At 53.3% G+C, this 12999-nt stretch carries 12 protein-coding genes; 6 read left to right on the top strand and 6 right to left on the bottom strand.

All coding sequences use genetic code 11. The annotated features are described in order from the left end of the window. Window positions 1–6 precede the first annotated feature (6 nt). A complete protein-coding gene (locus tag WG929_RS06435) occupies window positions 7–2229 on the bottom strand; it encodes a DUF6351 family protein (RefSeq protein WP_416205372.1) in 2223 nt (740 codons plus the stop codon). Window positions 2230–2635: 406 nt separating this feature from the next. On the opposite strand from WG929_RS06435, the gene WG929_RS06430 reads away from it, so the two are divergent. The 4 genes from WG929_RS06430 to WG929_RS06415 all read left to right on the top strand — a co-directional run bounded on the left by WG929_RS06430 (window position 2636) and on the right by WG929_RS06415 (window position 6007). Further along, window positions 2636–3337, top strand: a complete 702-nt coding sequence (locus tag WG929_RS06430) for a CoA transferase subunit A (protein ID WP_416205371.1) — start codon at window positions 2636–2638, stop codon at window positions 3335–3337. A gap of 35 nt (window positions 3338–3372) precedes the next feature. Continuing rightward, window positions 3373–4029, top strand: coding sequence for a CoA transferase subunit B (locus tag WG929_RS06425; protein ID WP_416205370.1), 657 nt, complete (start codon window positions 3373–3375; stop codon window positions 4027–4029). A 355-nt stretch (window positions 4030–4384) separates the two neighbouring features. Next, window positions 4385–4843 carry a hypothetical protein gene (locus tag WG929_RS06420; protein ID WP_416205369.1) on the top strand — a complete coding sequence of 153 codons (459 nt, stop codon included), beginning with the start codon at window positions 4385–4387 and terminating at the stop codon, window positions 4841–4843. A gap of 147 nt (window positions 4844–4990) precedes the next feature. Next, window positions 4991–6007 (top strand): adenosine deaminase, encoded by a 1017-nt coding sequence (locus WG929_RS06415; RefSeq protein ID WP_416205368.1) that lies wholly within the window; start codon window positions 4991–4993, stop codon window positions 6005–6007. A gap of 85 nt (window positions 6008–6092) precedes the next feature. On the opposite strand, the gene WG929_RS06410 is transcribed toward WG929_RS06415, so the two are convergent. The 3 genes from WG929_RS06410 to rimO all read right to left on the bottom strand — a co-directional run bounded on the left by WG929_RS06410 (window position 6093) and on the right by rimO (window position 9214). After that, complete coding sequence (locus tag WG929_RS06410) at window positions 6093–6572, bottom strand: NifB/NifX family molybdenum-iron cluster-binding protein (RefSeq protein ID WP_369854520.1); 480 nt, start codon at window positions 6570–6572, stop codon at window positions 6093–6095. A 350-nt stretch (window positions 6573–6922) separates the two neighbouring features. Further along, window positions 6923–7486, bottom strand: coding sequence for a flavodoxin (locus WG929_RS06405; protein WP_416205367.1), 564 nt, complete (start codon window positions 7484–7486; stop codon window positions 6923–6925). Between the two features lie 309 nt (window positions 7487–7795). Next, a complete protein-coding gene (gene rimO, locus WG929_RS06400; protein WP_416205366.1) occupies window positions 7796–9214 on the bottom strand; it encodes a 30S ribosomal protein S12 methylthiotransferase RimO in 1419 nt (472 codons plus the stop codon). A 157-nt stretch (window positions 9215–9371) separates the two neighbouring features. Here rimO and WG929_RS06395 point away from each other — a divergent pair, with 157 nt between their 5' ends. Then, window positions 9372–9944, top strand: a complete 573-nt coding sequence (locus tag WG929_RS06395) for a DUF4124 domain-containing protein (RefSeq protein ID WP_416205365.1) — start codon at window positions 9372–9374, stop codon at window positions 9942–9944. 42 nt (window positions 9945–9986) lie between these two features. Further along, window positions 9987–11213, top strand: a complete 1227-nt coding sequence (locus WG929_RS06390; protein ID WP_416205364.1) for a tRNA-queuosine alpha-mannosyltransferase domain-containing protein — start codon at window positions 9987–9989, stop codon at window positions 11211–11213. Window positions 11214–11220: 7 nt separating this feature from the next. Here the strand turns inward: WG929_RS06390 and WG929_RS06385 are convergent, their stop codons facing one another. Further along, window positions 11221–11808: a DUF2057 family protein gene (locus WG929_RS06385; RefSeq protein ID WP_416205363.1), complete on the bottom strand. Its 588-nt coding sequence runs from the start codon at window positions 11806–11808 to the stop codon at window positions 11221–11223. Window positions 11809–12044: 236 nt separating this feature from the next. Further along, window positions 12045–12962, bottom strand: coding sequence for a porin (locus WG929_RS06380; protein ID WP_416205362.1), 918 nt, complete (start codon window positions 12960–12962; stop codon window positions 12045–12047). Window positions 12963–12999: the final 37 nt, after the last annotated feature.

Genomic DNA, 12999 nt, shown 5'->3' with positions numbered 1-12999 from the left:
TTCGGGCTATTCGTTTGCTGGTGGTTTCTTTATGAGTTGCTTGGGAAGCGCCAGATCCGCTTGCCGGTAATCACACACCCCATGACTGAAGATTTTTTGCAGCGTTGCCAAATAGGGGTGCATATCTACCGGCTGATATAATCCTTGCGCCAGTGCTTGTTCGACGGGCTGCAAGTGACAATGGAAGGTATGGCCAGCATAGCTGTCTCCAGCAACCTGCCGTGAACCTTTGAAAAACGGCATCCGTTGGCTGCAGGGACCGTCCGGTTTCCCGTTCCACTCGCTGTCCCAGACCTGCGCGCCTGTGGCGATGACTTGTTTGTCTTTGCTGAAGCAGGTATCGCGGGCCAGTGGTGGCTTGGCTTGTAAGGCCGGCAAGCCCTGATTTATACCCATCAGCCATTGGTCCATCACCGCAACCGCATTCCACATCGGGTTGTAGGGTTTGGTTGTGATCCAGAGCGGGCTAAGGCCAATGTTGGTGCCTGCGTCGAGCAAGCGCTGGCGAATCGACAGCGCTGCCCAGCTGTGGTGGATGTTTTGTTCGGGATCCAGATACATACGGACGTCCATGATAGGGACGTCGATCTTGCCGAGGAAGACACTGCCTGCCTGATAGGCACCTTTGGCGGCTGCAAGGCTGCCATGGAAACGCGGAGCCACAGCCATCACGTTGCCGTTGTGAGTCATGTTGTGTTCGCTGTAAGGCGTCAGCCGGTAAAGCCTTGGGTCTCCACCCAGATGCCAGAGCCGTGCAGGCTGCATGTTGTCTGCGGGTTTCCAGGCACCAATACGGGCATTCAGTTCAAGAAATTGTGTAGGTGATATGACGTGCTGGCGCAGTGCCTGCAAACCGTATTGCACCCCCAGGTTGCTCCAGGGGGAATAGGCCCGGCCACTGTCATCGGTACCATAGACGTCGCGGTTGTCTTGCCAGTGGGTCCAGTAACTGTGCTGACGTACCGGGCGTGCAAAACGATCCCATTCGGTGTGAAACTCCGGGTTGTTGATCAGCGGTGTAGAACCGCGCCAGCCCGCGTTGCATTCAGAGCCGGGGGGCGTATCGCCAGGCCATTGCCCGCGTAGCAATTGAGCCAGCCCTTCCAGCCAGGCCATACGGGGCTGTTTGCCGGTGTTCTGATCGGGCGCAACACTCAGTCCCATCACCGCCTGACGATTGGCCGGGATGCGCCAAAAAAGGTGATCGCTGGCGAGATGGTCGAAGTAGTACTCCAGTAGTTCGCAATCCAGCGCGTACAGGGTTTGCGTCACCATATCCGGGTAAGCGATCAAGGCAACACCGCCATCAATCAGCCCTGGAGCATTCTGGGCCAACAGATATTGCTGCAAACCGCCACCCGATCCGCCCAACCCCATGGTGTACAGTGGCTGCCCATAGCGGCCGATAAACTGGCGTTTTACCCGTCGTGCGGTATCTTCCTGCAGGCGAATGTTGTAAGTGTTGTTGGTCTCGTTAGCAGTGGAATAGATCACCGCATAACCTTGTTCCAGCGCGGGCCGCATTTCCTTGATGATCCGATCCAGACGCAGTTTGCCCTGTTGGAAGCCAATGCTGATACCACCCTTGAAGTAGTAAATCAGTTTGTGGTTCCAGAGTGTTGTATCGGGGTCGGCGGGCCGATCCTGATCGGTCGTTGGCATCAACAGGGTATACGTAGAGCGGTTGATCGTGCCAGTTTCCGCCCGTATCAGCAGCTCGGTATTGGTGGGCACTGTCAGGATGTCGGCATCGACCCGCTGCGGGTATTTGCGGTCGTCGTTAAGGTAATACAGATAATGCAGCTGAGAGGGCAGGCTGCAATCCTTACTGTAGCCAATCATCAAATCCGAGCGTTTGCCGTTCGGGGTTTTGGCAAATACCGGCACCCCCCAGCCCTGAGTGTTATCGACCAGTGGCTGCCCCAGTCCGGATTCTTCGCTTTGACATAAAAAGGGATACTGTAACGATCCGGCATTGAGCGGTTCAATCGGCCCCTTGTCTCCCAAATCAATCGGAAAGTGGAAATATTCCTCCGGCAAGGTCTGGAAGCGGGGAAACACCCCCTGATAGGGCGGTAGATTTGTCTGGCGGGCATGTGGCGGAATACCAACGACCCTGGGCCAGGGACTGTCGAGCCCGGCCTGCTGGCGCAGTTCCATATAATAGTGGTAGCCATAACCCGAACCTGCGGCCAGCAGCAACAGGGCTACCAGTAAACCTTTTTTCATGCGTCGAATCCCCGTTTTTGCCAAACGGCCCTGTTTTTTCGTGGATACAAGGGATGATCCTCCGCGATCATCCGTTGTGGTGATGCTGGCGGTGGGCCAAATTCGTATCGGTATGCTCTGAAATACAGCTTAGTCCACTTTGGTCATGGTGACGGGAACCCATTGCATCACTCAATATGCTCTTCGGCACTACGTATTGGTTGTGGGAAGGGTTATTCGTTTGAAAAACAAATCAATATATCCGAATAATCTACTTAACGAATTAAAACAAATCGACGAGACTGGGGGCGTCAAACAGGTTATTCGGCAGGTTCCACTGTGTACAAGGAACTCGTCAGGCTCAAATAATCCTAACTAATCCAGCATTAATACTCTTTGACAGGCACCTGGTGCGAGGAGAACAAACATGGCAGGTTTTGATAAGGTCGTTGGCAGTTATGCCGAGGCAATGGAAGGGCTCGAAGACGGCATGACCGTCATCGCTGGCGGTTTTGGCCTGTGTGGTATTCCGGAAAATCTGATCGCCGAGATCAAGAACAAAGGCACTCGCGATTTAACCATCGTCTCAAACAACTGCGGTGTGGACGGCTTTGGTCTCGGCATTCTGCTCGAAGACAAACAAGTCAAAAAAATGATCTCGTCATACGTCGGCGAAAACGCCATGTTTGAACAGCAATTGCTGAATGGCGAACTGGAAGTAGAACTCACACCACAAGGCACCTTGGCCGAAAAAATGCGTGCTGCGGGCGCGGGTATCCCTGCCTTTTATACCGCCACTGGCGTTGGTACGCCGGTGGCCGAAGGCAAAGACACACGAGAGTTTAACGGTCGCGAATACTTGCTGGAAGAATCCATCCAGGGCGACTTTGCCATCGTCAAAGGCTGGAAAGCTGACCGCTACGGCAACGTCATGTATCGTCATACGGCACAGAACTTCAATCCGATGGCAGCCACTGCCGGAAAAATCACCGTTGTAGAGGTAGAAGAGCTGGTGGATGTTGGTGAACTGGAACCTTCCCAGATCCACACTCCAGGCATTTATGTCAACCGCTTGATCGTCGGTAGCTTCGAAAAGCGTATCGAAAAGCGGACAGTGTCTGACAGCTGATTCAACGACTACACAACTAACAACAGGTGACGACAATGGCTCTTACTCGTGAACAAATGGCACAGCGTGTAGCTCGCGAACTTCAGGATGGTTTCTACGTAAACCTGGGTATTGGTATTCCGACGCTGGTGGCCAACTACGTGCCCGCTGGTATGGAAGTGATGTTGCAATCAGAAAACGGCTTGTTAGGCATGGGACAGTTCCCTACCGAAGCTGAAATCGACGCCGACATGATCAACGCTGGCAAACAGACCGTTACCGCTATACCGGGCGCGTCTATTTTTAGCTCGGCTGAATCTTTCGCCATGATCCGCGGTGGCCATGTTGACCTGACCGTACTGGGTGCATTCGAAGTGGACGTCAACGGCAACATCGCCAGCTGGATGATCCCCGGTAAGCTGATCAAAGGCATGGGTGGTGCAATGGATCTGGTGGCCGGTGCCGACAACATCATCGTCACCATGACCCACGCTTCCAAACACGGCGAATCCAAACTGCTGCCAGAATGCAGCCTGCCACTCACTGGCAAGGGCTGTATCAAAAAAGTCCTTACCGACCTGGCCTGGCTCGAAATTGAAGATGGTGCCTTCCACTTGAAAGAACGCGCACCCGGCGTATCGGTAGAAGAAATCATCGAAAAAACCGCCGGTAAACTGATCGTACCAGACGACGTACCGGAAATGACGTTCTGAGCGGCTTCTAATATCTGAAAAACCAGGTTTCTAGATACTGTTTTATTAAGCAGGGCAGCACAATGGAACAGGTATCACGCTGAAATTTGACAGCATTAACAAAAAGCCCGGTCAGAGCAATCTGGTCGGGCTTTTTGTTACACGCCATTCTGAATATTGAACCCGTCACCGCCTTATTCGTGCGCGGATTCCTGCTAAGAATGCAGTAATCGGTCTGGCGGGAGTATTGGCAGAAAAACAGGTACTGAATTCTTTGGTACTGACGGGGTTTACAGTCAGTTGAGAGGTTTCCAGCTGGTGTTTCGTGATCTGCTTTCGTTATATTCTGCTCCAATGACTCCAAAGGACATCGATCATGGCTCTGCTGCAACGGATCAAGAAGAACCCCAAGCATTTTTTGTTAATTGCGATCACGGCACCTGTCATTTACGGCCTGATTATTCCGGTGGTGGTTGCGGATGTGTTTGTCTCGCTGTATCAGGCCATCTGTTTTCCGGTGTATCAAATACCCAGGGTAAAGCGCAGTCATTATCTGACGTTGGAGAGAAAGAAGCTGTCGTATCTCACGTTTTTTCAGAAGCTGAATTGCCTATACTGCGATTACGCCAACGGTGTGTTTGCCTACGCCAGTGAAGTGGCCGGGCGTACTGAGTGGTATTGGTGCCCGATCAAGCATTCAAGTCATGCGTTGCGTTCTCATGATCATTACGAAAAATTCATTGAATACGGTGACGGCACTGATTTTCCCAAGCAGCACAAGGCTCGCCGTCAGGCTTGTCGTGCGTGTGAAAGCAGTTGTTCACCGAGCGAGTAGATCAAGCATTCTGATCACTTAAGATTATCTGGGGTGACTGTCAGCTTCCTGCTGGCTCTGTTTCTTTTACTGCGGCACAATACCTGACCGAGCGGTCGGGTTCGACCGACTATCCTTGTAATACGATGACTGACACCACAGGTCCGCATGAACGATTTCAAACAATGGCTGCGTGCCATGCCCAAAGCCGAACTTCATTTGCACATCGACGGCAGCTTGCAGGCCAGTCGCCTGCTTCAGCTGGCCGCTAAAAATGGCGTTGAGATTCCTTACGACAGCGTTGAGTCGGTGGAGCAGGCCTACAATTTTGACGATCTGCAAAGTTTTCTGGATTTGTATTATCTGGGTGCCTCGGTATTGCGTGACGAGGAGGACTTTTATTACCTGATGAAGGACTACCTTGATAAATGCCGTGAGCAGAATATTGTTCATGCCGAAATCATGGTGGAACCTCAAACCTATCTGCCGTATGGCGTGGCGGTTGAAACTGTGCTGGCAGGTTTCCGTAAGGCGATTGCAGCTGCCAAAGCACAAAATGGCCAATCAGCGTTGATGATCCTGAGCTTATTGCGTCATCTGAGTGAGGAAGAAGCCCTTGCGATGCTGGATAGCGTCGAGCCATTCCGGAACGATTTTGTGGGCATTGGTTTGGCCAGTTCGGAGTTGGGTAATCCGCCAGAAAAATTTGCACAGCTGTACGCCAAGGCTAAAGAGCAGGGTTATAAGCTGATTGCTCATGCCGGGGAAGAAGGTCCACCGGAGTACATCTGGGGGGCGTTGGATGTGCTGCAGGTGGATCGTGTTGATCACGGTGTGCGTTGTGTGGAAGACGAGGCCCTGGTGAAGCGCTTGATTGCTGAGCAAGTGCCGCTGACGGTGTGTCCGTTATCTAACGTGCGTTTGTGTGTGTTTAACACCATGGCCGAGCATAATATTCTGGAGATGCTGGAGCAGGGGTTGTGCGTGACGGTGAACTCGGATGACCCCACCTATTTTGGCGGCTTTATGAACGAGAATTTTGAAGCACTGGCGGACGATCTGGGGATGACCAAAGCGCAAGCAGTACAGTTGGCGGCTAACAGTTTCCGCGCCAGCTTTTTGAGCGATGAAGATAAACACGCATTGATTCAGCAGCTGGAGCAGCATGCTGCGATAGCGGCGTAGCAAATATCAGGTCTGGCCGGTGTAAAACGCCTTGGCCGGTGCTTGTGTCATGCGGAAACCCCGAGCAAGGCTGGCTGGCGATGATTTATCCGTCCCAGCCTTCGTCATCCATATCGTCAAAACGACTGTCGGTTTTGTTTTGCGATTTGTCTTTTAATATTTTTGCCAGCCAGAATTCTGGCGTGCCATTCATTTGTTTTTGAATGTCTTCGATCAATTCTTCAACATCCGGGCCACCACTGACCTTGATGGGATTGACCCCCAGAGCAATGAGCTGACGCGTTGCCGAGCCACCAATCGAACCGCAGTAAACAACGTCGGCTCCCACCAGCCAGGCCAGCTTGGGTTTCAGTTTGTCTTCGTTACCATCTTTCTTTTCGTGGCCGAATTCCTGACTGGCCAGTAATTCAGCAGAATCAGCGCTAACGGCAAACAGGTAAAACGCCTGGGCAGAACCAAAATGCTGATCCACCATATCGCCGTCCATAGAGGCAAAGGCAACCAGAACTGCTTGTGGGTCGGCTTCTACGTCTGCAACGCAGGCGACGCTTGTCAATTCGCTCATACTCTCTCCGATGGCAACGGGTCAATGACTGTTACCGATGGTATTGCAAACACCAGGCCATAAAAATTCCATCAAGCTTGGATTTAAGTCAATAAAATCAATTGGTTAAAAAACATGTGATTGGAATGATCGTTGGAATAACCTCGACGAGGGGAGAGTAGTTATCTCCTTGTCGGCTTTCTGACAAATCTTGGTGACATTGACTCTTGGGCAGCGTCACCAATTTACCTTGGGATAGCGCGCCGCCGCGCCCGCCAGGGTTGTGGCTAATACTCTATGCGGGGCCAGCATGGCAGCTGGCGCTCCCAGGGTGCGGAGCCTATTAAAGGCCTGTCTGAATGGGTCGCTGTTTAAGCGACAGCTTCTGTTTGTGCTAATGCCGCCAGGAGTTCTGGTTTGATCTGCTCAATCCAGCCAGCCATGCGTTTTTCTGTTTCCAGTCCCTGGTTTTTATTATCCAGCGCGAGGCCGACAAAGCGGTCATCGATCACGGCTCGGGATTGCGAGTAGATATAGCCTTCGGTATCCCAGCTGCCGATGATTGTAGCGCCCAGTCCTTTAAACAGGCTGTATAGCTCGAACATGGCGTCGCAGTACCGTTCACCGTATTTTACCTGATTGCCCAGCCCATAAATGGCGACGGTTTTGCCGGTGAAATCGGCCCCTTCCAGCTGTGGCAGAAAATCCAGCCAGCTGCCGCTGCGGATATTGGTTTCTGTTCCTGGCAGCTGGCCTTCGCCATAGGTTGCTGTGCCGATAATCAGCGCCGGGTATTGCATCAGATCGTCGAGTGTCACCCGGTTGATGTTTAATGGTTTTGAGGCGATGTCATCGCCGAGCAGTTTGGCCAGTTTTTTCCCGATCAGACGGGTGGTGCCAGTGTCAGTGCCAAAAAAGATGCCTACTTGATTCATATCATGATGCCTTTGCTAAACGCTTCGATGAGATGACCATTGCAAAATTAAAACCAGACCGGCTAATAACCAGCTACCGCGATTGTTTGGGCTTGAAGTCTGATGTCTGGCGGTCTGGACTCAGGCGGTGGCTGGGCATCGGGCCGAATGGTTGGTGTCCACCGTGGTTAAAATGTGTGGTAGCTGACCGGGTTTTGTGTCGAAAACAACAATGCTGGATGACTCGGTCGTTTTGTTTGCTGCAGCTGTTCGGGATTTTCGGGGGGGCGGAAAGAAGGGAGCGGGCCAGTGGCCACACTCCCGGCGAGCTTATTCGTCGTCGAGCTGACTTTGCGGAGCTTCCATGACTGGCGATGCCCACAGGTCGTATTCATCGGCGTGTTCAATTTCTACTTCGATGATGTCCCCCGGTGCGCATTCGTGGAATTCGTTCAGGTACACCATGCCGTCGATGTTGGGTGCGTCGCCCATGGTGCGGCCAACAGCGCCTTCGTCGTCGATTTCGTCAATAATCACCGCCATACGCTGGCCGATTTTGCGGGACAGTTTGCGTGTGCTGATGGTTTGCTGGGTTTGCATAAAGCGGTCGTAGCGTTGTTGCTGAATCTCGGGTGCAACGTGGTCTGGCAGGTCGTTGGCTTTGGCGCCGTCGACCGGGCTGTATTTGAAACAGCCGACGCGGTCGAGTTCGGCTTCTTCGAGCCAGTCGATCAGCATCTGGAAATCTTCTTCGGTTTCGCCAGGGAAGCCCACCACGAAGGTAGAGCGGATCACCAGTTCTGGCACCATCTCACGCCATTTTTTGATTCGTTCCAGAGTGTTTTCGGCATGGGCCGGACGTTTCATCAGCTTCAGAATACGTGGGCTGGCGTGCTGGAAGGGAATATCCAGGTATGGCAGGATTTTGCCTTCGACCATGAGTGGCAATACGTCGTCCACGTTGGGGTAAGGGTAAACGTAGTGCAGACGGACCCAGGCACCCAGGTTACCGAGTTCGTTACAGAGGTCGTATAGCTTGGTTTTAACCGGTTTGCCGTTCCAGAAGTCGGTGCGGTATTTGCGATCAACGCCGTAGGCGGAAGTGTCTTGTGAGATCACCAGAATTTCACGGGTACCGGCATCTACCAGGCGTTTGGCTTCATCCAGTACATCGCCTATCGGGCGTGAGACGTGTTTGCCGCGCATGTCGGGGATGATGCAGAAGGTGCAGCTGTGGTTGCAGCCTTCCGATATTTTCAGGTACGAGTAGTGGCGCGGGGTCAGCTTGACGCCTTGGGGAGGCACCAGGTCGGAGAAGGGATCGTGTTCCTTTTTTAGCGGTGGCACCCATTGGTGCACGGCGGTCATCACTTCTTCGTAGGCTTGGGGGCCGGTGATGGCAAGAATGTTGGGGTTTTGCTCGCGAATGGTGTCGGCATCTTTACCCTTGCCCATGCAGCCGGTCACAATCACCTTGCCGTTAGCCGCCATGGCTTCGCGAATGGCTTCCAGAGATTCCTGTTTGGCGTCGTCGATAAAACCACAGGTGTTGACCACGACCACGTCGGCATCGTCGTAGCTGTTGACCACGTCGTAGTTATCCATTCGCAGTTGGGTCAGAATGCGCTCGGAGTCGACCAGCGCTTTCGGGCATCCGAGGCTGACGAACCCGACTTTACCGCTGCTGCCAGCAGTGCCGGAGCCGGAAGATGGGGTTACGGAAGTCGTGATGTCGGAGTGGTCTGTCATGCGTCGCCTCTGAAAAGCCGAGAATAAGGGCCGAGAAAGGGCAGTTACTGGCCCTGGTTCGAAAAAAGTCCGTCAGTTTACCTGACCGCAACGCCGTCGTCATGGTTATGCAGCCGCCGGATGCCAGCAATGTGTTTTGCAGAAAAGAGGATGTGTCATGGAAACGGTTATGGTGTTGGGTGAGCGGGTGTTCTGCTGTTTGCGGGCCTGTGCTATTGGGGTCGCCAGGGTTGTCATTTTGTTGCTGCTGTCTCAAGCGTTATGGGCGGGAGAATATTATGTGTGTACCGATGCCAACGGCAAAAAGCTGTTTTCGCAGACCCCTTGTCCGGCTGGTTATCCATCGTCGCAGTCGCAACATTATGACGTCCCGGCGAATACCGGTGTATCGCTGTCGCCCGCTGCGGCAGACGCCGGGGAGCGCAGTATCAGTGTCGACAATCAGGGTTTGCAGGAGATGACCACCAACAACCGTCGTATCGAGTTGCAGCGTAAGCTGGCGCAGGCGCAGCAGGCGTTGACGCAACTGTCGCAGCGTCAGGCGGAGGTGCTAACGCCGCTGGAGCAAACCCGCGATGGTATTGCCGGTAATAATGCCAATAACCGTCGCCAGCAGGTGAAGGATCAGATTATCGCCAAGAAGGCAGAATTTGATGATGAACGGGAGGTGTTGAATAACAGCATTGCTGCTTATCGAACCGAACTGGATCAATTATCCTCTGGCCATTGACCTGGCGTTGCCTTGATTCCAGGCGAGTTGCTGGTGATGGTTATGGCACGCCCAAAAATCCTGTTGTTATCTGCTTATCGTTCTGACAGTCATGGTTACTGGTCGGACTGGTTACAGACGGATCTCGACGCTGACTGGCAAGTACTGGAGTTGCCCGGTCGTTACTTTCGTTGGCGTATTCGCGGTAATCCGTTGTCGTGGCTGGATGTCTTGTCTCGGGTGCTGGACGGCTGGCAACCTGAGCGGATTATTGCTACCAGTATGGTAGATCTCGCCACCATCAAGGGGTTGTTCCCGACCTTGTCTGATGTTCCTTGCAGCTATTATTTCCATGAAAACCAGTTCGCCTATCCGGTGGCTGCCGGGCAGCACAGCTCGGTTGATCCCTTGATGGTGCAGCTGTACGGGGCCTTGGCCGCAGATGAATTGCTGTTTAACTCCCGCTTTAATCAGCACAGCTTTCTCGATGGCGTTGATGCCTTGATCAAACGGCTGCCGGATCAGTTGCCAACGGGTATTCGTGCTCGGCTGGAGGGAAAATGCCGTTGGTTGCCGGTGCCAGTGAGGGTTCCTGTGACAGCAACGGCAACGGCTCGGTCTCCCATTGCAGTCAAGACCGCTGACGACGCTGAACCATCAGGGTTGGTAGAGGGCGCTCCGAATACAGACAGTTTTATACCGTTATCTTCTTCCGGCGTATTAACCCGTGAGCCATTACTGTTGTGGAATCATCGCTGGGAGTATGACAAGCAGCCGGAGGACTTTCTGGCGCTGCTGCTGCAATTGAATGATCTGGGAGTTGGCTTTCGGCTGGCGTTACTGGGGCCGCGACCGAAGCAGGTTCCGGCGACGCTAGCGGCCATTCGTCAGCGCTTTGGGGATGTCATTGATGTCGATGGTCGTGTCAGCCGGGAGGAGTATATTGGCTGGCTGACGCAGGCGGATGTGGTGGTCAGTACGGCGATTCATGAATTTCAGGGTGTGTCGGTGCTGGAGGCAGCGGCGCTGGGAGCGACTCCGTTGGTGCCGGATGCGTTGTGTTATCGCGAGCAGTATCCGCCGTTGTGTCGGTATCCCCCCGGCGATATGGCTGCTGCGGGGCGGCGTCTGATTCCGTTGTTGGCTCAGCCGCAGCCTGAATTAATGCTGCGGCCGTGGTTGGTGGCGAATCTGGCGGAGGGCGATAACAGGATTCATACGCCGCCATCGGCCAGCGAGCGCTGGCAGCACTGGCTGTTGTCGGTGAAGTCGATGGGGCTGGGGCGGTGAAATCGCTTCAGTGTTGCTCTTGCAGCCATTGATGAAACGCGGCCTTGTCGCTATCACTGCTGGCGTTCCAGATATCCTGCAGCTGTTCCAGTCGAGTAACCGTACCGGTTTTGTCTTTGACTGCGACGTAGGCGACTTTCTGTTCTTTTTCGACCACGGGCTGGCCGGTAATCTTGTGGCTACCACCAATCAGCCAGATGGGGGATTGGGTTTGCAGCTCTTCGGCCTGATCGCGGTCACGTACGGGGGCATGGGTTAATACATAACGTTGACCGGCGCGGAAATCATTGTCGATAGCGACGGGTTGCCAGCGAATCAGGTAGCCGGACTCGTCTGGGGTGTTCCAGTTTTCTTCATATTGCACCACAATTCTCTGGCTGCCTTCGGTCAATAACAGTCGGTACTGGCCAGTGTACAGGTTGGGTGAATCCACGTTCTGGCCGTTAATGGCGAGCACGCGCAGGGTTGACGGTACAATCACTTCTACGTTGCCCTGACCCAGAGTGGTGAGGTCGTTGGCGGGTTGAACCGAAGAGACTGAACAGGCCCAAAGCAGGGAGGTCAGTGCAACAAACAGGGCTTGCAGGCTTTTCATCAGTACGAGATCTTTTATTTCCGGGTTTAGGTAAATTGCTGGTCATGGTTGAAATCATGGTTACGGTAGCGACGAACCGTCAGCTTCAAAGACCAAAAAGCCCACTCCATTGGAGCGGGCTTTGGCATACTAGCATATTTCATCGGGTCATTTAGGCCCATACAACACTGGTCTTAAGTGCTCTCCGTATCCGTATTACTACTAAGAGTCGCGGGTTGTAAAGGTCTTGTGCTGACTCAGAAGTCGTAGCGTACGCCGAGTTCTGTTTTGGCCACTGTGTCATTGGTTGTGCGGCTGGTATCCAGTTTTTCCAGGGCTACCCAAACCTGAAATTGCTTGTCCAGTGCATTGACGTACTCAATTTTTCTTGAAGCCTTGTCACCGGATTGGTCACATTTGTTGACGGCGAAGCGGGCATGAATTTTGTGAACACCGGTCTTGTAGGCACCGTAAATGCCATTGGTCGATGTTTTCTCGCCGCTACACAGGTTGCTGCTTTTGTAATCGAACGAGTCACTGGCGCGATGGGTGAACGCAGACAAGGTCATCTCATCCAGGGTGTACCAGACGCGTGCGCCCAGGATTTGTCCGTTATTGTCGCCATTTTTGTCTTTAACCAGTGCAATCTGGCCCTTGAATCCGCCGATTTTGTATTCACCACCAGCCTGGACGGTGTCGATATTGTTACCGTCCTTATCTTCGGTCTGGACACCTAATCCAAGCGTGAAGCCATTACCTTTGTAGTAGTACTGGGTCAGGCCGTCGTCGCGAATTGTGTACATGCGCAGGGAGTCCGAACCGTTGCTGAAGTAGGCACCACGAACAAATTTGTGCCAGACGGTTGTCTGCGATCCATGGTACAGCTCGCCCAACGCACCTTTGACACCGACATAGCCTAAACGCAGGGTGGGTGCTGATTTTTGCTCGAAGTCGACGCCGTATTCAATGCCACCTACGGCGGTCAGGCCGTGACCGATGTCGCTACTGGCCTTGATGCCAAAACGAGTCAATTTGTCGTCGCTGCTCATGGCGCTGTCTTCCTTGTCCAGAGCAAGGCGCACGGAGCCGTAGACATCTACTTTGGGCTCGGCAGCGATTGCGGCTGTTGCCAGCAGGCTCAGGGAAATGGCGGTTGCAGTCCTGGTCAATGTCATTATTTTGCTCTCTTTATTGTTATTGGCCTTGTGGCCA

It is taken from the genome of Oceanobacter antarcticus (genome assembly GCF_044962685.1).
GTDB lineage: Bacteria > Pseudomonadota > Gammaproteobacteria > Pseudomonadales > Oceanobacteraceae > Oceanobacter > Oceanobacter antarcticus.
This window is presented reverse-complemented; position numbering and strand designations above follow the sequence as displayed.